This window comes from Hydrogenophaga borbori, from assembly GCF_003417535.1.
GTDB classification, from domain to species: domain Bacteria; phylum Pseudomonadota; class Gammaproteobacteria; order Burkholderiales; family Burkholderiaceae_C; genus Hydrogenophaga; species Hydrogenophaga borbori.
The window spans coordinates 464064-482513 of the sequence record NZ_QVLS01000003.1 but is presented as its reverse complement, the minus strand read 5'-3'; the positions used below and the strand labels follow the sequence as shown (position 1 = coordinate 482513).

At 66.2% G+C, this 18450-nt stretch carries 16 protein-coding genes; 11 read left to right on the top strand and 5 right to left on the bottom strand.

What is annotated here, in order from left to right; genetic code table 11:
• Positions 1-3 precede the first annotated feature (3 nt).
• Positions 4-1569 carry a threonine ammonia-lyase, biosynthetic gene (gene ilvA, locus DY262_RS08070; protein ID WP_116958414.1) on the bottom strand — a complete coding sequence of 522 codons (1566 nt, stop codon included), beginning with the start codon at positions 1567-1569 and terminating at the stop codon, positions 4-6.
• Between the two features lie 211 nt (positions 1570-1780).
• Between ilvA and DY262_RS08065 the strand changes: the two genes are divergently transcribed.
• The gene (locus DY262_RS08065; protein WP_116958413.1) at positions 1781-2230 is read left to right on the top strand and encodes an OsmC family protein; all 450 of its coding nucleotides are present in this window, start codon (positions 1781-1783) and stop codon (positions 2228-2230) included.
• Between the two features lie 23 nt (positions 2231-2253).
• On the opposite strand, the gene coq7 is transcribed toward DY262_RS08065, so the two are convergent.
• Positions 2254-2916, bottom strand: a complete 663-nt coding sequence (gene coq7 / locus DY262_RS08060; RefSeq protein ID WP_116958412.1) for a 2-polyprenyl-3-methyl-6-methoxy-1,4-benzoquinone monooxygenase — start codon at positions 2914-2916, stop codon at positions 2254-2256.
• Between the two features lie 245 nt (positions 2917-3161).
• On the opposite strand from coq7, the gene DY262_RS08055 reads away from it, so the two are divergent.
• Entirely contained in the window at positions 3162-4160 is a 999-nt protein-coding gene (locus DY262_RS08055) for a porin (RefSeq protein WP_181936445.1), read from the top strand.
• 269 nt (positions 4161-4429) lie between these two features.
• On the top strand, positions 4430-5476 hold the full coding sequence (locus DY262_RS08050) for a porin (RefSeq protein WP_116958410.1): 1047 nt from the start codon (positions 4430-4432) through the stop codon (positions 5474-5476).
• An 80-nt stretch (positions 5477-5556) separates the two neighbouring features.
• Here the strand turns inward: DY262_RS08050 and DY262_RS08045 are convergent, their stop codons facing one another.
• Positions 5557-5859 (bottom strand): ComEA family DNA-binding protein, encoded by a 303-nt coding sequence (locus tag DY262_RS08045; protein WP_116958409.1) that lies wholly within the window; start codon positions 5857-5859, stop codon positions 5557-5559.
• A gap of 264 nt (positions 5860-6123) precedes the next feature.
• Between DY262_RS08045 and DY262_RS08040 the strand changes: the two genes are divergently transcribed.
• The 7 genes from DY262_RS08040 (at position 6124) to DY262_RS08010 (ending at position 14729) form a co-directional block, all read left to right on the top strand.
• Complete coding sequence (locus DY262_RS08040; protein ID WP_116958408.1) at positions 6124-7713, top strand: ABC transporter substrate-binding protein; 1590 nt, start codon at positions 6124-6126, stop codon at positions 7711-7713.
• Between the two features lie 63 nt (positions 7714-7776).
• A complete protein-coding gene (locus tag DY262_RS08035) occupies positions 7777-8757 on the top strand; it encodes an ABC transporter permease (protein WP_116958407.1) in 981 nt (326 codons plus the stop codon).
• 90 nt (positions 8758-8847) lie between these two features.
• Positions 8848-10137: a M20 aminoacylase family protein gene (locus DY262_RS08030; RefSeq protein ID WP_116958406.1), complete on the top strand. Its 1290-nt coding sequence runs from the start codon at positions 8848-8850 to the stop codon at positions 10135-10137.
• A complete protein-coding gene (locus DY262_RS08025) occupies positions 10134-11708 on the top strand; it encodes an ABC transporter substrate-binding protein (RefSeq protein WP_116958405.1) in 1575 nt (524 codons plus the stop codon). Before DY262_RS08030 ends, DY262_RS08025 begins: the two co-directional genes overlap by 4 nt.
• Positions 11709-11827: 119 nt before the next feature.
• Positions 11828-12739 (top strand): ABC transporter permease, encoded by a 912-nt coding sequence (locus DY262_RS08020; RefSeq protein WP_116958404.1) that lies wholly within the window; start codon positions 11828-11830, stop codon positions 12737-12739.
• A gap of 2 nt (positions 12740-12741) precedes the next feature.
• A complete protein-coding gene (locus DY262_RS08015) occupies positions 12742-13713 on the top strand; it encodes an ABC transporter ATP-binding protein (RefSeq protein ID WP_116958403.1) in 972 nt (323 codons plus the stop codon).
• Positions 13710-14729, top strand: a complete 1020-nt coding sequence (locus tag DY262_RS08010) for an ABC transporter ATP-binding protein (RefSeq protein ID WP_116958402.1) — start codon at positions 13710-13712, stop codon at positions 14727-14729. The genes DY262_RS08015 and DY262_RS08010 overlap by 4 nt, the downstream gene beginning before the upstream one ends.
• A 3-nt stretch (positions 14730-14732) precedes the next feature.
• Here the strand turns inward: DY262_RS08010 and DY262_RS08005 are convergent, their stop codons facing one another.
• Entirely contained in the window at positions 14733-15581 is an 849-nt protein-coding gene (locus DY262_RS08005; protein WP_070399183.1) for a MurR/RpiR family transcriptional regulator, read from the bottom strand.
• 63 nt (positions 15582-15644) lie between these two features.
• On the opposite strand from DY262_RS08005, the gene tal reads away from it, so the two are divergent.
• Positions 15645-16586: a transaldolase gene (gene tal / locus DY262_RS08000; protein ID WP_116958401.1), complete on the top strand. Its 942-nt coding sequence runs from the start codon at positions 15645-15647 to the stop codon at positions 16584-16586.
• Between the two features lie 194 nt (positions 16587-16780).
• Here tal and groL read toward each other — a convergent pair whose 3' ends face one another.
• Positions 16781-18427 (bottom strand): chaperonin GroEL, encoded by a 1647-nt coding sequence (groL, locus tag DY262_RS07995; protein ID WP_070399181.1) that lies wholly within the window; start codon positions 18425-18427, stop codon positions 16781-16783.
• Between the last annotated feature and the right edge of the window lie 23 nt (positions 18428-18450).

Here is an 18450-nt window from a genome sequence, read left to right as displayed (position 1 = left end):
TGCTCAGCTGCGCAGGAACAGCCGGTAGGCGGGGTTGCGGGTTTCCTCGACATAGGGATAGCCCAAGGTGTCGAGGAACTTGGCGAAGGCCTTGTCGTCCTTGGCCGGCACCTGCAGGCCGACCAGGATGCGGCCGTAGTCGGCGCCCTGGTTGCGGTAGTGGAACAGGCTGATGTTCCACCCCGGTCGCATGAGGCTGAGGAACTTGAGCAGGGCGCCCGGGCGCTCCGGGAAGATGAAGCGCATCAGTCGTTCGTCCTGCGCCAGCGCGGAATGGCCGCCCACCAGGTGGCGCAGGTGTTCCTTGGCGAGTTCGTCGTGCGTGAGGTCCAGCGTCTCGAAGCCATGGCGCACCAGCTGCTGGGCGATCTTGGCGGACTCGCCCTTGCCCGCCGTGGTGAGTCCCACGAACACATGCGCCTGGGCGCTGTCGTGCATGCGGTAGTTGAATTCGGTGACATTGCGCGCCGCACCGGGCAGCGAGCCGATGACCTCGCAGAAGCGGCGGAAGCTGCCGCGCTCCTCGGGCATGGTCACGGCGAACAGGGCCTCGCGCTCCTCGCCCACCTCGGCGCGCTCGGCGACGAAACGCAGGCGGTCGAAGTTCATGTTGGCGCCGCACAGGATGGCCGCGTAGGTCTGACCCTTGGTCTTGTGGGTGGCCACGTACTGCTTGATGGCGGCCACCGCCATCGCGCCCGAGGGTTCGACGATGCTGCGGGTGTCGACGAAGATGTCCTTGATGGCGGCGCAGACGGCGTCGGTGTCCACCGCAATGAACTCGTCGACCAGTTCGCGCGCGACGCGGAAGGTTTCTTCGCCCACCAGCTTGACGGCGGTGCCGTCGGCGAACAGGCCGACGTCGGGCAGCGTCACGCGCTCCTTCTCGGCGACCGAGCGCATCATGGCGTCGGAGTCGGTCATCTGCACGCCGATGACCTTGATCTCGGGCCGCACGGCCTTGATGTAGTTGGCCACCCCGCTCACCAGGCCGCCGCCGCCGATGGCGACGAACACCGCGTCGAGCTGGTTCGAGCCCAGGCTCTGGAGCTGGCGCAGGATCTCCATGGCGATCGTGCCCTGGCCGGCAATCACGTCAGGATCGTCGAAGGGATGAACGAAAGTGAGTCCCTGCTTCTTTTGCAGGATGACGGCGTGGTTGTAGGCGTCGGTGTAGCTGTCGCCGTGCAGCACCACCTCGCCGCCGAGGCCGCGCACCGCATCGATCTTGAGCTGCGGCGTGGTCACCGGCATCACCACCACGGCCCGCACGCCCAGCTTGCGCGCGCCCAGCGCCACACCCTGCGCGTGGTTGCCCGCCGACGCGCAAATCACGCCCTTGGACAACTGCTCGGGGCTCAGGTGCGCGATCTTGTTGTAGGCCCCGCGCAGCTTGAAGCTGAAGACGGGCTGCTGGTCCTCGCGCTTGAGCAGCACGGTGTTGTGCAGCCGCCTGGACAGCGCGCGTGCCGGGTCCAGGTTCGACTCCACCGCGACGTCGTACACCCGGGCTGTGAGGATTTTCTTGAGGTAGTCGGCGGGCGTCAGGTGGGCGGCGGGCGTTTTCATCACCGAGCATTATCAGCGGGCGAAAAAAAACCCGGACCAACGTTGCTGGTCCGGGTTTGAATCCACCCGTGGAGGGTAGAGGAGACAACCGAAAATACAATGACGCAAGTATATCGCCGGATTGCTGCGTTGCAACAACCCGACTCAAGTTGCCCTCATTTTTAGAGCAAGGCCCTTAGAAAATGCGGGCTTTGTCACGGAGAACCTTCTCATGGAATGCACCGTCACCTGGACTGGCGCCAGCGGCACCCGATCGGCCATGGGCTTCGTTGCCGAAACCGGCAGCGGCCACGTGCTCGCCATGGACGGTGCCCCCGACGCCAACAAGCCCGAGAACGGCGGCGCCAATCTCGCGCCCCGTCCCATGGAGACGGTGCTGGCGGGGACCGGCGGCTGCACGGCCTACGACGTCGTGCTGATCCTCAAGCGCGGCCGCCACGATGTGCGCGGCTGCTCGGTCAAGCTCACCAGCGAGCGTGCGCCGGTCGACCCCAAGGTGTTCACCAAGATCCACATGCACTTCACCGTCACGGGCAAGGGCGTGCCCGCCAGCGCGGTGGAGCGCGCCATCGCCATGAGCCACGAGAAGTACTGCTCGGCCAGCATCATGCTGGCCAAGACGGCGGAAATCACCACCAGCTTCGATCTGGTCGACGCCTGAGCCTGCGCCCCTTTCGGGGGGCCTCAGATCCGGTGCGCCACGGTCGTCATGACCTTGGCCGCCATCCGCATCATCCCCTTCACGGGCGCCGGCAACTCGGCGGCTCCGGCTTGCTGGGCCTGGCGAGCGTGCCGGGCCTCGTCCAGTTTCATCTGCGCCACGATCGCCCGGGAGGCGTGGTCCTCGGCCGGCAGGCGGTCCAGGTGGCTGGCCAAGTGGGCTTCCACCTGGCGCTCGGTTTCCACCACGAAACCCAGGCTGGGGCCTTGCCCCAGGCGGCCCGCGAGCAGGCCGAGCCCGAAGGCGCCGGCGTACCAGAACGGGTTGAGCCGCGATGGCCGGCTGCCCAGCTCGTCGAGGCGGGCCTTGGTCCAGGCCAGGTGGTCGGTTTCCTCGCGGCCGGCCTCTTCCAGCTGCTGGGCCAGGGCCTCGTTCGACGCCCTGCCACCCGGTCCGGGCCAGCGCGCGGCGAAGGCTTGCGCGGTGTACAGCGCCTGGGCGCACACCTCCCCCACATGGTTGACCCGCATCAGGGCACCGGCGAGGCGCCGGTCCTCGGTGCTCAGCGCACCATCGTCGTGCCGCTCGGGCACGGTGGGGCAGGGCTGGCTGGCCCGCGGGACGGCGAACAGGGTGCGCAGGGCCGAATCGGCGGCAACCACCAGGGCATCGCTGAAAGTACTCATGAAACTCTCACGTTGAATCGGCAGTGGACTGGTGTGGGGAGTATGGCGCCCCGCCATCCGTCTAAGGGTTACCCCTCGGAATCGTGGCAAGGCTGCAACATCGGCACCACCCTGGGGCGGATCGAGGTCGGCAAACATGGCGGTGACCAGCTGTTTCTGATGCAATGCCCGCAGCTTCCTCAATGGAGGTCGGCTCGGGGGCAAAGACTTCCGGCCTCTTAACCCAAACCTTGGAGAATTCCTCGATGAAAAAGACCCTGATCGCTCTGGCTGCCGTCGCAGCCTCCAGCGCAGCACTGGCCCAGTCGTCGGTGACCCTGTTCGGCATCATGGACGTGAACGTCCGCCACACCTCGACCAAAATCGGCGGCGTCAAAACCTCGCTGAGCGAAATGGGTCAAGACGGTACCGCTTCGAGCCGCCTGGGCTTCCGCGGTGTCGAGGACCTCGGCGGTGGCATGAGCGCCAGCTTCTGGCTGGAAGGCGCCCTGAACCCCGACACCGGCACGCCCGCTGGCCTGCAATTCCAGCGCCGCAGCACCGTGAGCCTGTCGGGTGGCTTCGGTGAAGTCCGCCTGGGCCGTGACTATGTGCCGACCTTCTGGAACCACACCGTGTACGACCCGTTCGGCACCAACGGTCTGGGCAGCTCGGTGAACATGTATTCGCCCAACGCTGGTGTCTTCCAGGCGACGACCGTGCGTTCGAACAACATGGTTTCGTACTTCACGCCGAACATGGGCGGCTTCCAGGCCCAGCTCAGCTATGGCTTCAAGGAAGTGACCACCGGCACCAGCGCCAGCGACTACCAAGGCCTGCGCCTGACGTACGCCAACGGCCCGCTGTCGGTTGGCTTCGCCACCGCTTCGGAAGGCAACGTGGGCGCCGCCGATTCGCGCCGCACCAACGTGGGTGCTTCGTATGACTTCGGCTTCATCAAGCCGATGTTCAACTACACCACGTCGAAGGAAAAGACCGTCGACCTGAAGGTGAACAACCTGATGGTGGGCCTGACCGCCCCCGTGGGCCCTGGCCTGATCAAGGCTTCGTACACCCGTACCGAAGTGGAAGTTCCCGGCATCTCGGTTGATGGCAACCAGGTCGCTGTCGGTTACGAGTACGGCCTGAGCAAGCGCACCGCCCTGTACGGCAACTTCGCCCGCATCAGCGCCGACGCCGGTCTGCTGGCTGGTCCTGAGTACAAGCGCACCGGCTTCGAGCTGGGCATCCGCCACTCCTTCTGATGTCCTGCGGGCTTGGCCCGCTGGCGTCTGAAGCCAAAAGCCACCGCCTCGGCGGTGGCTTTTTTTTGCTTAGGGGAATTGGCCTGCTATTTGCTTAAGAGGTTTAAGAAAGTGGGATGACGTTGTTGCTTCATTGCCACGTTTTTCCCCTGTCTTGTGTAAAACCCCTAGGGGCAAACCCGTAACGTGCATGTCGATGGGTACCATCACTGCAGTTTCAGTCGTGTGAAACGTTTCCCAAACCGTTCCAAAGGAAAAGGAATCTCCCCATGAAGAAAAGTCTGATCGCTCTTGCCGTTCTGGGCACCTGCGGCGCCGCGATGGCTCAGTCGAGCGTGTCGCTTTACGGTATGGCCGATGTGTGGGTGGGCCGTGTCAAGACGGACATCACCGGTGTCGGCTCCGCCAGCGAGACCGTGCTGGAAAGCGGTGGCTTCAACACCAGCCGCCTGGGCTTCAAGGGCTCCGAGGATCTGGGTGGTGGTCTGAAGGCCAACTTCAACCTGGAAGGCGCGCTGGCCATGGACAACGGCACCGCCGGTGGCCTGAGCTTCAACCGCCAATCCTGGGTCGGTCTGTCGGGTGGCTTCGGTGAAATCCAGCTGGGCAAGCCCTGGACGCCGTACGACGACACCCGCTCGATGGCCAACGACACCTTCAACGCGAACTTCGCGTCGTCGTGGACCACCTGGCTCGGCTACGAAGACAACCCGAACAACACCATCCGCTACAACTCGCCCAACTTCGGCGGTTTCTCGGGTGCTTTCGCCTACTCGCTGGGTGAAGACCGCGCCAGCTCGCCGAACAACAAGGCCAGCAACCTGGTGTCGTTCAGCCTGAACTACGCCAACGGCCCGATCGTGGCTGGCTTCGCTCACCAGAGCCAGAAAGTCGAAGGCCTGAACGGCATCGACAGCACCGGTATCCTGACCGGCCTGGCCGCCACCGGCAAGACCACCTACAACCTGCTGAACGGCTCCTACGACTTCGGCGTCGTGAAGCTGGTCGGTGGCGTGAACCAGGCCAAAGTGCAGCCGGACGGCTTTGCTGACGTGAAGGCCAACGAGTTCAACATCGGCGTGGACGTGCCCCTGGGCGCCGGCTTCGACATCGGTGTTGGCGTGGCCCGTTCCAAGCTGGAGTCTGGCGGTACGGATCTGAGCAAGACCACCGGCTTCAGCATCGGCGCCAAGTACGCGCTGTCCAAGCGCACCTTCACGTACGCTGCCTTCAACCGCACCAAAGCCGAAATCATCGGTACCGGCGCGGAAGTCAAGAACACCCTGTTCGGCGTGGGCATCCAGCACAACTTCTGATCTTCAGAAGCGCTTCGCTCAAGCAAAAAACCGCCCGGCATGCCGGGCGGTTTTTTTTTGGCCGGGTGAGCGGACGGCGCTCACTGCTTGGGCTTGGCGCCCGCTGGCGCACTGGTCGCTTTGAAGGCCTCGCCATTGACCGTCAGGCCTTGGTGCGACAGCTTCGCGGCGCGTTTGTCTCCGATGCCGGGGACGCGCGCGATGAAGTCGTTCCAGTTCTTGAAGGGGGCGGCCTTGCGTTGTTCAAGGATCTTGCCCGTGGTGCTGGGGCCAATGCCTTTGATGCTGTCGAGGTCGGCTTGCGAGGCCTTGTTGACGTCGACGGCGGCGAAGCTGGCGGCGGCGCTCAGGGCGAGCAAGGCGGCGACGAGGAGTTTCTTCATGGGGGACCTTCCTGATGGTTTTGAGGGTTGAAATGCCTAAAGACATGGCCAATAGGCAGGGCAAATATAGCTATAAAGAATTATTTGAAATGATGGAGGCATCAAGCTTCGAGTGGTGTCCGGAAATGGCCTGTTCCGGTCGAGGCGCTGGGGGCCGCGCGATGCCGATTCGGGTGCCCGTACCCGGTACGGGTAAGTCCCGTCGCTGGTGCGGGAACGCTTGTTGCATAGTCCCGGCACCTTCATTTAATTCAGGTGTCAACGATGAAATCGTTCTCCGTGCCCATGCAGGCGGTCGTGCTGGGGGCAGCCTTGGCTGTCACGACCGGTGGTCTTCAAGCGAAGACCTTCAAGTGGACGAGTGCCAGCGACATCCCGACCTGGGACATCCATTCCCAGAACAACGCACTGGCCAACGGCATCCATGCCTCGGTCTATGAGTCGTTGGTGTACTACAACAGCCGCACCTTCAAGCCCGAGCCGCTGCTGGCCACTGGCTGGAACCAGGTCTCGCCCACTCAGCTGCGGCTGACGCTGCGCACCGGCGTGAAATTCCACGACGGGTCCGACTTCACCGCCGACGACGCGGTGTTCTCGCTGCAGCGCGCAATGGCGCCGACCTCGAACTTCACGCCCTATATCCAGGGCATCGACCGCATCGTCAAGGTCAACAACAACACCATCGACATCTTCACCAAGGGCCCCAACCCGGTGCTGGTGAACCAGCTCACCGAGCTGCGCATGATGAGCAAGGCCTGGGCGGAGAAGAACAACTCCACCGCGCCCAAGGACATCAAGACCCAGGACGAGAACTTCGCCCACCGCAACGCCATGGGCACGGGGCCCTTCGTTCTCAAGGAGTGGGCGCCCGATCAGAAGATGGTGCTCACGCGCAACCCCAACTGGTGGGGCAAGGGCGCCGAGACCAACGTCACCGAGATCGTCTACACGCCGGTGAAGGCCACGGCCACGCGCATGGCCGCGCTGCTCTCGGGCGAGGTGGATTTCGTGCTGGATCCGAGCCCGCAGGACCTGCCGCGCCTGCGCCAGGACGGCAACCTCAAGGTCATGGACGGGGTTGAGAACCGCACCATCTTCTTCGGCATGGACCAGCACCGCGACGAGCTCGTGGGCAGCAACGTCAAGGGCAAGAACCCGCTGAAGGACGTGCGTGTGCGCAAGGCGCTGTACCAGGCCATCGACATGAACGCGATCGCGCGCGTCACGCTGCGTGGCCTGGGCCAGCCCACGGGGGCGCTCATCGCGCCGCAGGTGACGGGCTGGACGGAGGGTGTGCACCAGCGCTACCCGTTCGACGTGGCCGCCGCGCAGAAGCTGCTCGCCGACGCCGGCTACAAGGACGGTTTCGAGGTCGACTTCGCCTGCCCGAACAACCGCTACATCAACGACGAGGCGATCTGCCAGGCCGTGACGGCCATGTGGGCGCGCATCGGCGTCAAGGCCAAGCTGCGCACGCTGCCGCTGGCCACCTACTTCCCGATGATTCAGCGTTACGAGGCCAGCATCTACATGCTGGGCTGGGGCGTGCCCACCTTCGACGCGATGTACAGCCTGCAGTCGCTGGTGCGCAGCGTGGGCCAGGGCGGTGACGGCAACTACAACGTGGGCCGCTACAGCAACCCCAAGATGGACCAGATCATCGATCGCGCCAAGACGGAGACCGACCTGCTGATCCGCAACCGCCTGCTGACCGAGGCGCTGGAGCTGTCGAACGCCGACGTGTCGCACCTGCCGCTGCACAACCAGGTCATTCCCTGGGCGATGAAGAAGAGCATCAACGTGGTTCACCGCGCCGACAACCGCCTGGATTGGCGGCTCATCACGGTAAACTGAATCGGGTATTGACCAAAGAGGGTCGCCTCCTTCCGGGCGCGACCCTCTCTTGCTTTTTCATCGATGTTCGCATTCATCCTCCGACGGCTCGCCCAGGCGGTGATCGTCATGGTCAGCGTGGCGCTGATCGCATTCATGCTGTTCCAGTACGTCGGAGACCCGGTGGTCTTCCTGCTCGGTCAGGACGCCACGCCGGAGCAGGTGCGCACCCTGCGCGCCGATCTGGGCCTGGACCAGCCCTTCTTCGTTCAGTTCTGGCACTTCCTGGTCAACGCCGCGCAGGGCGAGTTCGGCCTGAGCCTGCGCCAGGGCGCCAAGGTGTCGCGCCTCATCGCCGAGCGTTTCCCGGCCACGCTGGAGCTGTCCATGGTGGCGGCGGTGCTCGCGCTGCTGGTGGGCATTCCCATGGGCGTGTATGCGGCGCTCAAGCGCGGCACTTTCCTCAGCCAGGTCTTCATGACGATCTCGCTGCTCGGGGTGTCGCTGCCCACCTTCCTGATCGGCATCCTGCTGATCCTCGTGTTCGCGGTGCACCTGGGCTGGTTTCCCAGCTTCGGCCGCGGCGACGTGGTCGCGCTGGGCTGGTGGAGCACCGGCCTGCTGACGACCAAGGGATGGATCCACATCACGCTGCCCGCGATCACGCTGGCCATCTTCCAGCTCACCCTGATCATGCGGCTGGTGCGCGCCGAGATGCTGGAGGTGCTGCGCACCGATTACATCAAGTTCGCGCGCGCCCGCGGGCTCACCAATCGCGCGGTGCATTTCGGCCACGCGCTGAAGAACACGCTGGTGCCGGTGATGACCATCACCGGTCTGCAGCTCGGCGGCCTCATCGCCTTCGCCATCATCACCGAGACGGTGTTCCAGTGGCCGGGCATGGGCCTGCTGTTCATCCAGGCCGTGACCTTCGCCGATATCCCCGTGATGGCCGCCTACCTGTGCCTGATCGCGCTGATCTTCGTGGTGATCAACCTCATCGTCGATCTGTTGTACTTTGTGGTCGATCCGCGCCTGCGCGTGGAGAAGGCCGGAGGGCATTGATCATGAACGCCCACGCGCATCACTTCGTGTATTCGCTGCCCCCCAAGGGGGCGCAGGTCTCCCTTGCGGCGGCCCGGCGGGAGACCTGACATGAGCAAGTCCCGCTACAAGGTGCATGGGCCGGCGTTCGCGCACATCGCGGCCTTCCACCCCGAGCTCACGGCGCTGCGCCGCGACCTGCATGCCCACCCCGAACTCGGTTTCGAGGAGGTCTACACGGCCAAGCGCGTGGTGGAGTCGCTCAAAGTCTGCGGGGTGGACGAGGTCCACACCGGCATCGGCAAGACTGGCGTGGTGGCGGTCATCCGCGGTCGCCAGACCGGCAGCGGCCGCATGATCGGCCTGCGCGCCGACATGGACGCGCTGCCCATGACCGAGCACAACGACTTTGCCTGGAAGTCGGGCAGGCCCGGCATGATGCACGGCTGCGGCCACGACGGCCACACGGCCATGCTGGTGGGCGCGGCGCGCTACCTGGCCGAGACGCGGCAGTTCGACGGCACGGCCGTGCTCATCTTCCAGCCCGGCGAGGAAGGCTTCGCCGGCGCCAAGGCCATGATCGAGGACGGCCTGTTCGAGCGCTTTCCCGTGAACTCGGTGTTCGCGATGCACAACTGGCCGCAAATGCGCCCAGGCACGGTGGGCGTGAACCCCGGGCCCATGATGGCCTCGGCCGACCGCATCACCATCGAAGTCACCGGCAAGGGCGGCCATGGCGCGCACCCCTATGCCGCGGTCGACCCGGTGCTGGTGGCGGCCCACATCATCACGGCGGTGCAGAGCATTGTCTCGCGCAACGTGCGCGCGATCGACAGCGCCGTGATCAGCCTGTGCTCCATGCAGGCCGGAGACCCGGGCGCCTTCAGCGTGATCCCGGGCACGGCGCGCCTGATCGGTACCGTGCGCACCTTCAACCCCGAGGTGCAGGCCATGGTCGAGAAGCGCCTGCACGAGGTGTGCTCCGGCGTGGCCTTGGGCCTGGGTGCCTCGGCCCACCTGAACTACGAGCGCATCTACCCCGCCACCATCAATACGCGCGACGAGGCCCGCTTCGCGATGGAGGTGGCGCAAAGGCTGGTGGGCCACGAGCACGTGGACCGCAACATGGACCCGAGCATGGGCGCGGAGGACTTCTCCTTCATGCTGCAGGTCAAGCCCGGCGCCTACCTGCGCCTGGGGCAGGGCGCCGACAACGGGCAGGGCGCCTGCTTCCTGCACAACAGCCGCTACGACTTCAACGACGAGGTGTTGCCCTTGGGCGCCGCCTTGCACGCCAGCCTCATCGAACAAGGCATGCCACTGGCCAGCGAGGCCAGCGCGCCGCGCCAGGCCCTTTCCCAGTCCACCCCCTCACCCACCCCCGCAAGGAGCGACGCATGAATCTCAAAAAATCCTCGGCTGCCCTGCTCGTGGCCGCAGCCCTGGCGGCTGGCGCCGCCAGCGCCCAGACGGTGCGCATCGGTAACCAGGGTGATGCCCTGTCGATGGACCCGCACTCGCTCAACGAGTCGCTGCAGCTCACCGTGACGGGCAACGTCTACGAGCCGCTGGTGGCGCGCGACCGCAACCTCAAGCTGGTGCCCGGCCTGGCCACGAGCTGGAAGCAGACCTCGCCCACCGTCTGGCGCTTCGAGCTGCGCAAGGGCGTTGAATTCCACGATGGCACGCCCTTCACCGCCGACGACGTGCTGTTCACCTTCGCGCGCGCCGCGGGCGAAGGCTCGGACATGAAGAGCTACGTGAACGACGTGAAAGACGTGCGCAAGGTCAACTCGCACACGGTCGAGGTCGAAACCAAGGGCCCGTTCCCCATCCTGCCCGATGTGCTGTCGCTGCTGTACATCATGAGCAAGAAGTGGTGCGAGGACAACCAGGCCACGCGCCCGGTGGACCGCCGCAAGGGCATCGAAAACGCGGCCTCGTTCCGCGCCAATGGCACCGGCCCGTTCCGCCTGCGCGAGCGCCAACCCAACGTGAAGACCACCTTCCAGCGCAACGGCAACTACTGGGGCAAGATCGAAGGCAACGTCGTCAACGTCGAGTACACGCCCATCGGCAACGACGCCACGCGTGTGGCCGCGCTGCTGTCGGGCCAGGTGGACGTGATCGAGCCCGTGCCGCTGCAGGACGTGGCGCGCATCAACGCCAGCGGCAAGTCCAAGGTGATGCAGGGCCCCGAGCTGCGCACCATCTTCCTGGGCATGGACCAGAAGCGCGACGAGCTGCTGTACTCCAACGTGAAGGGCAAGAACCCCTTCAAGGACAAGCGCGTTCGCCAGGCCTTCTACCAGGCCATCGACATCCAGGGCATCCAGCGCACGGTGATGCGTGGTGCCTCCGCGCCCACGGCGTTGATGGTCGGCCCTGGCATCAATGGCTTCGACCCCGCCATGAACACCCGCCTGCCCTTCGACGCCGAGGCCTCGAAGAAGCTGCTGGCCGAGGCCGGTTACCCGAACGGCTTCGAGGTGACCCTGAACTGCCCGAACGACCGCTACGTCAACGACGGCAACATCTGCCAGGCGGTGGCCGCCAACCTGGCGCGCGTGGGCGTCAAGATCAACCTGCAGGCCGAGACCAAGGGCACCTACTTCCCGAAAATCCTGCGCCGCGACACCAGCTTCTACATGCTGGGCTGGACGCCGGGCACCTACGACTCGCACAACGCGCTCAACGCGCTCATGCGCTGCGTGGACGATTCCGGTTCGGGCCAGTTCAACCTGGGTTCCTATTGCAACCCCAAGGTGGATGAGCTGACCAAGCAGATCCAATCGGAGACCGACAAGGCCAAGCGCGACGCCATGATCCGCGAAGCCTTCAAGATCCATGCCGACGACGTCGGCCACCTGCCGCTGCACCAGCAGGCCCTGGCCTGGGGCGTGGCCAACAACGTCACGCTGGCCCAGCTCGCCGACAACTTCATGCCGTTCCGCTACATGTCGGTGAAATAAGGCCACCCCCGCGCCGCCTGCGGCGTCACCCCCCAAGGGGGGCGCCAGCAGCGGCCCGGCGGAGCCGGTTCCGCGCTGGCCCTGGCCTTCCGATCCGCCTCTTCTTTCGGGACATTGACTTGATCGCCACCATTCGCCGCGCGCTCGACAGCGACGTCGGGTACAGCTTTCGCACCTCGCCCACGGCCATCGTGGCCGCGCTGATCGCTGCCGTCTGCATCGTCTGCGCGCTCTTCGCCACCTGGATCGCCCCCCACAACCCCTTCGACCTGGCCTCGCTGGACCTGATGAACGCGCGCCTGCCGCCCGTGTGGCAGGAAGGCGGCAACCCACAGTTCGTGCTGGGCACCGACGACCAGGGCCGCGACATCCTCTCCGCGCTCATGTACGGCGCGCGCATCTCGCTTGTGGTGGGCCTGGCTTCGGTGGTGCTGTCGGTGCTCATCGGCGTGACCCTGGGCCTGTTGGCCGGCTTCGTGGGCGGCTGGCTTGACGGCTTCCTGATGCGCCTGTGCGACGTGATGCTGTCCTTCCCGCCCATCCTCATCGCGCTGCTGATCGCGGGCGTGGGCCGCGCGCTGTTCCCCAACGCGCACGAGACGCTGGCCTTCGGCGTGCTCATCATCTCCATCACCCTGGCCGGCTGGGTTCAGTACGCCCGCACGGTGCGCGGCTCCACGCTGGTGGAGCGCAGCAAGGAGTACGTGCAGGCCGCGCGCGTGACCGGCGTGGCGCCGCTGCGCATCATGGGCCGCCACGTGCTGCCCAACGTCATGGGCCCGGTGCTGGTGCTGGCCACCATCCAGGTCGCCACGGCCATCATCACCGAGGCCACGCTGTCCTTCCTGGGCGTGGGCGCGCCGCCCACCTCGCCCTCGCTGGGCACGCTCATTCGCGTGGGCAACGACTACCTGTTCTCGGGCGAGTGGTGGATCACCATCTTCCCCGGCCTCATGCTCATCCTCATCGCGCTCAGCGTGAACCTGCTGGGCGACTGGCTGCGCGACGCTCTCAACCCAAGGCTGCGCTGACCATGAGCCTGCTGCAAGTCAAGAACCTCGTCGTCGAGTTCCCCACGCGCCGCGGCACCCTGCGCGCGCTTGACGACATCTCCTTCGACATCGCGCCCGGCGAGATCCTGGGCGTGGTGGGCGAGTCCGGTGCGGGCAAGTCGCTCACCGGCGCGTCCATCATTGGCCTGCTGGAGCCGCCCGGGCGCATCGCCTCGGGACAGGTCCTGCTCGAAGGCCAGCGCATCGACAACCTGCCGAACGAAAAAATGCGGCGCATCCGCGGGCGCAAGATCGGCGCCATCTTCCAGGACCCGCTGACCTCGCTGAACCCGCTGTACTCGGTGGGCCGCCAGCTGATCGAAACCATCACCACGCACCTGCCGGTGAGCGCGGCCGAGGCGCGCGAGCGCGCGATCCAGCTGCTCCGGGACACCGGTATTCCGGCGGCCGAACAGCGCATCGACCACTACCCGCACCAGTTCAGCGGCGGCATGCGTCAGCGGGTGGTCATCGCGCTGGCGCTGGCGGCCGAGCCCCAACTCATCGTCGCCGACGAGCCCACGACCGCGCTGGACGTGTCCATCCAGGCGCAGATCATCACGCTGCTCAAGAGCATCTGCAAACAGCGCGGCGCAGCCGTCATGCTGATCACGCACGACATGGGCGTGATCGCCGAAACCTGCGACCGCGTGGCCGTGATGTACGCCGGGCGCGTCGCCGAGATCGGCCCCGTGCACGAGGTGATCAACCAGCCGGCCCACCCCTATACCCGTGGCCTGATGGCCTGCATCCCCGACATGAGCCAGGAACGCGAGCGGCTGCACCAGATCGACGGCGCCATGCCGCGCCTCAACGCCATTCCCAAGGGTTGCGCCTACAACCCGCGCTGCGAGCGCGTGTTCGATCGTTGCCATGTCGAGCGCCCCGACCTCATGGACGCGGGCGCCACGCGCGCGGCCTGCTGGCTGCAGGCCTCGGGAGCCGTGGCATGAGCAGCACCGCCGTGACCACCGACGCCACCGCGCTGGTGCGCGCCACCGACCTGGCGAAGACCTTCGACGTCTCGCCCCCCTGGCTCAACCGCGTGCTGGAGCGCAAGCCGCGCCAGCTGCTGCGCGCCGTCGACGGCGTGAGCTTCGACATCCCGCGCGGTCAGACGCTGGCGCTGGTGGGCGAATCCGGCTGCGGCAAGAGCACCGTGGCGCGCCTGCTGGTGGGCCTGTACGAGCCCACGCGCGGGGGCTTCCAGTTCGACAACCAGGACGCGCACGCCGCTTTCAAGACGCCCGCCGGGCGCGTGCTGCGCCGGCGCATCCAGATGATCTTCCAGGACCCGTACGCCAGCCTGAACCCGCGCTGGCGCGTGCAGGACATCATCGCCGAGCCCTTGCGCGAGCACCAGATCGAAACCGATCCGGCGAAACTGCGCGACCGCGTCGACGAGCTGCTGCGCTCGGTGGGCCTGAGCCCGCACGACAGCCTGAAGTACCCGCACCAGTTCAGCGGCGGCCAGCGCCAGCGCATTTCCATCGCGCGCGCCCTCGCCACGCAGCCGGACTTCCTGGTCTGCGACGAGCCCACCAGCGCGCTGGACGTGTCGGTGCAGGCGCAGGTGCTCAATATCATGAAGGACCTGCAGCGCGAGCGCGGGCTCACCTACCTGTTCATCAGCCACAACCTGGCCGTGGTGCGCCACGTGAGCGACCAGGTGGGCGTGATGTACCTGGGCCGCCTGGTGGAGCTGGCGCCCAAGCACACGCTGTTCGAGAGCCCGCGCCACCCCTACACGCGCATGCTGCTCGACGCCATCCCCAAGATGCACGACACCGGCAAGGCGCGCACGCCGGTGCAGGGCGAAGTGCCCAACCCGCTGAACCCCCCGAGCGGCTGCGCCTTCAACCCGCGCTGCCCGCACGCCAACGACCGCTGCCGCCACGAGCGCCCGGTGCTGAAGGACATCGGCGGCATCCGCATCGCCTGCCACGCGGTGGAGGAAGGCCGGCTTTGACGCTCAGGCGTAGCGCTTGTTGCGCAGGTTGTTCTTCATCTCGCGCAGCAGCGGCTGCAGCTTGGCGCCGCCGATGCGCAGCGCCAGGCAGGTGGCCATGATGTCGATCACCATCAGGTGCATCAGGCGCGAGGTCATGGGGCTGTAGCGGTCGTATCCCTCGGGGTGGTCGGCCGCCAGGTGGATATGCCCGGCTTGTGCCAGCGGCGAGCCGCTGGTGGTGATGGTGATCACCGTGGCGCCGTGGCGGCGCGCGATGTCGGCCGCGTCCATCAGGTCGCGTGTGCGGCCCGAGTTCGACACGATCACCAGGCAGTCGCCCGGCCCCAGCAGCGAGGCGCCCATCACCTGCATGTGGCCGTCGCTGTAGGCCACCGCATTGATGCCCAGGCGGAAGAACTTGTGCTGAGCGTCCTGCGCGACGATGCCCGAGTTGCCCGCGCCGTAGAACTCGATGCGCCCGCGCGCCTTGCCCGTGGCCACGAGCGCATCCACGGCGCGCTCGATCGCGTGGTGCGAGGCGTCGTTGCGGTACTTGAGAAAGGCCGCCACGGTGTTGTCGATGAGCTTGACCATCACGTCGCTGGTCTTGTCGTCGGCGTCCACGCTGCGGTGGATGAAGGGCACGCCTTCGCTCACGGTGCCCGCCAGCTTGAGCTTGAAATCCGACAGGCCGTCGTAGCCCATGCTGCGGCAGAAGCGCACCACCGTGGGTTTGCTCACGTGGGCGCGCTCGGCCAGCTCACTCACCGGCAGGCTGGCGAAACTGCGCGGGTCTTGCAGCACGAGCTTGGCCACGCGCTGTTCGGCCGGGGCGAGCGAGGGCATCGAGGCCTTGATGCGGTCGAGCATGGCGTGTTACCAGGTGGTCCGAATGGCTGAAATTTTATTACCTGGCGGCGCCATAATCCGCCCATGAACCAGCTCGACGCCCTCAAACAGTTCACCACCGTGGTCGCCGACACCGGCGACTTTCGGCAACTGGCGGTCTACGCCCCGCGCGACGCCACCACCAACCCCTCGCTCGTGCTGAAGGCGGTGCAGAAGCCCGAGTACGCGCCGCTGCTGGCCGAGGCCATCGCGCGCCATGGCGCGGCCGACAAGGTGGAGCTGATGAACCGGCTGCTGGTGCGCTTCGGCGTCGAAATCCTCCGGCTCATTCCCGGCCGTGTGTCCACCGAGGTCGACGCGCGCCTGAGTTTCGACACCGCCGCCATGCTCGAGCGCGCGCGCCGCCTGATCGCCCTGTACCGCGCCGAGGGGGTGGACAGCGAACGCGTGCTGATCAAGATCGCCGCCACCTGGGAGGGCATCCGCGCGGCCGAGCAACTGGAGCGCGAAGGCATCCACACCAACCTCACGCTGCTGTTCTCCTTCCCCCAGGCCGTGGCCTGCGGCCAGGCCGGCGTGCGTCTCATCTCGCCCTTCGTGGGCCGCATCTACGACTGGTACAAGAAGCAGGCCGGCGCCCAATGGGACGAGGCCGCCAACGCCGGCGCCAACGACCCCGGCGTGCGCTCGGTGCGCCGCATCTTCGAGTTCTACAAGCGCCACGGCGTGGCCACCGAAGTGATGGGCGCGAGCTTTCGCAACGTGGGCCAGATCACTGCGCTGGCGGGTTGCGACCTGCTCACCATCAGCCCCGAGCTGCTGGCCCAGCTCGCAGCCAGCGAAGCGCCGCTGTCGCGCGCGCTCGACGCCGACGCGGCGAAGCGCCTGGACATCGCGCCCGTGCGCTACGACGAGGCGGGCTTTCGCTACGCGCTCAACGAAGACGCGATGGCCACGGAAAAACTGGCGGAGGGCATCCGCGCCTTCGCTGCCGACACGGTCAAGCTCGAAGCGCTGATGGTCTGAGCAAGGCGCCAACCGGCGCCCCCCAAAGAAAAACCCCGCGAGCGATCGCGGGGTTTTTCTTTGGAGACGGGCAGAGCGCCAGGGCGCTCTTACGACGCCGCCAGAGGGTGCAGGGCAAGGCGCAGACGCGCTGACAGCGGCATCGCCACGGCAAGCGGCTGCAACGCCGCCATGCGCCCTCTGGCAAGGAGCACTTACATGCCCATGCCGCCCATGTCGCCCATACCACCCATGCCGCCACCGGGCATGGCCGGCGCGTCTTCCTTCGGCGCCTCGGCGACCATGCACTCGGTCGTGAGCATCAGCGAAGCGACGGACGCGGCGTTCTGCAGCGCGGTGCGGGTCACCTTGGTCGGGTCCAGGATGCCCATCTCGATCATGTCGCCGTAGGTGTCGTTGGCGGCGTTGAAGCCGTAGTTGCCCTTGCCACCCAGCACGGCATTGATCACCACGCTCGGCTCGCCACCGGCGTTGGCCACGATCTCGCGCAGCGGGGCTTCGATGGCCTTGAGGATCAGCTTGATGCCGGCGTCCTGGTCGGCGTTGTCGCCCTTGATGGCGCCAGCGGCCTGGCGGGCGCGCAGCAGCGCCACGCCGCCACCGGCCACGATGCCTTCTTCCACGGCGGCACGGGTGGCGTGCAGCGCGTCTTCCACGCGGGCCTTCTTCTCCTTCATCTCGACCTCGGTGGCAGCGCCGACCTTGATCACGGCCACGCCGCCGGCCAGCTTGGCCACGCGCTCTTGCAGCTTCTCGCGGTCGTAGTCGCTGGTGGCTTCTTCGATCTGGATGCGGATCTGCTTGACGCGGGCCTCGATGTCGGCCGCGGCGCCGGCGCCGTCGATGATGGTGGTGTTTTCCTTGCCCACTTCGATGCGCTTGGCCTGGCCCAGGTCGGCCAGGGTCACCTTCTCGAGCGTCAGGCCCACTTCTTCAGCGATGACCTTGCCGCCGGTGAGGATGGCGATGTCTTCCAGCATGGCCTTGCGGCGGTCGCCGAAGCCCGGCGCCTTGACGGCCACGACCTTCAGGATGCCGCGAATGGTGTTGACCACCAGGGTCGCCAGGGCTTCGCCTTCGACTTCCTCGGCGATGATCAGCAGCGGACGGCCGGCCTTGGCGACTTGCTCCAGCACGGGCAGCAGGTCGCGGATGTTGCTGATCTTCTTGTCGAAGAGCAGAACGAAGGGGTTGTCCAGCAGGGCGGCCTGCTTCTCGGGGTTGTTGATGAAGTAGGGCGACAGGTAGCCGCGGTCAAACTGCATGCCCTCGACGACGTCGAGCTCGTTGTCCAGCGACTTGCCGTCTTCCACGGTGATCACGCCTTCCTTGCCGACCTTGTCCATGGCGTCGGCAATGATCTTGCCGATGGACTCGTCGGAGTTGGCGGAGATGGCGCCGACCTGGGCGATTTCCTTGCTGGTGGTGGTGGCCTTGGAGGCCTTCTTCAGCTGCTCGGTCAGGGCCACGACGGCCTTGTCGATGCCGCGCTTGAGGTCCATGGGGTTCATGCCGGCGGCCACGTACTTCATGCCTTCGCGCACGATGGCCTGGGCCAGCACGGTGGCGGTGGTGGTGCCGTCACCGGCGTTGTCGCTGGTCTTGGAAGCCACTTCCTTGACCATCTGCGCGCCCATGTTCTGGAGCTTGTCCTTCAGTTCGATCTCTTTGGCGACCGAGACACCGTCCTTGGTGACGGTGGGGGCGCCGAACGAGCGCTCGAGCACCACGTTGCGGCCCTTGGGGCCCAGGGTCACTTTGACGGCGTTGGCCAGGATGTTCACACCCTCGACCATGCGCGCACGGGCGTCGCCGCCGAAAACCACGTCTTTTGCTGCCATGTTTGGCTCCTTCAGTACGAATC

Bases quoted from the DNA above. Each gene is read 5' to 3' on its own strand.
- DY262_RS08040 (WP_116958408.1), top strand. From the start codon at position 6,124: ATGAAATCGTTCTCCGTGCCCATGCAGGCGGTCGTGCTGGGGGCAGCC.
- DY262_RS08025 (WP_116958405.1), top strand. From the start codon at position 10,134: ATGAATCTCAAAAAATCCTCGGCTGCCCTGCTCGTGGCCGCAGCCCTG.
- coq7 (WP_116958412.1), bottom strand. From the start codon at position 2,916: ATGAGTACTTTCAGCGATGCCCTGGTGGTTGCCGCCGATTCGGCCCTG.
- DY262_RS08030 (WP_116958406.1), top strand. From the start codon at position 8,848: ATGAGCAAGTCCCGCTACAAGGTGCATGGGCCGGCGTTCGCGCACATC.
- DY262_RS08010 (WP_116958402.1), top strand. From the start codon at position 13,710: ATGAGCAGCACCGCCGTGACCACCGACGCCACCGCGCTGGTGCGCGCC.
- DY262_RS08035 (WP_116958407.1), top strand. From the start codon at position 7,777: ATGTTCGCATTCATCCTCCGACGGCTCGCCCAGGCGGTGATCGTCATG.
- DY262_RS08015 (WP_116958403.1), top strand. From the start codon at position 12,742: ATGAGCCTGCTGCAAGTCAAGAACCTCGTCGTCGAGTTCCCCACGCGC.
- DY262_RS08045 (WP_116958409.1), bottom strand. From the start codon at position 5,859: ATGAAGAAACTCCTCGTCGCCGCCTTGCTCGCCCTGAGCGCCGCCGCC.
- groL (WP_070399181.1), bottom strand. From the start codon at position 18,427: ATGGCAGCAAAAGACGTGGTTTTCGGCGGCGACGCCCGTGCGCGCATG.
- DY262_RS08065 (WP_116958413.1), top strand. From the start codon at position 1,781: ATGGAATGCACCGTCACCTGGACTGGCGCCAGCGGCACCCGATCGGCC.
- ilvA (WP_116958414.1), bottom strand. From the start codon at position 1,569: ATGAAAACGCCCGCCGCCCACCTGACGCCCGCCGACTACCTCAAGAAA.
- DY262_RS08050 (WP_116958410.1), top strand. From the start codon at position 4,430: ATGAAGAAAAGTCTGATCGCTCTTGCCGTTCTGGGCACCTGCGGCGCC.
- DY262_RS08005 (WP_070399183.1), bottom strand. From the start codon at position 15,581: ATGCTCGACCGCATCAAGGCCTCGATGCCCTCGCTCGCCCCGGCCGAA.
- DY262_RS08055 (WP_181936445.1), top strand. From the start codon at position 3,162: ATGAAAAAGACCCTGATCGCTCTGGCTGCCGTCGCAGCCTCCAGCGCA.
- tal (WP_116958401.1), top strand. From the start codon at position 15,645: ATGAACCAGCTCGACGCCCTCAAACAGTTCACCACCGTGGTCGCCGAC.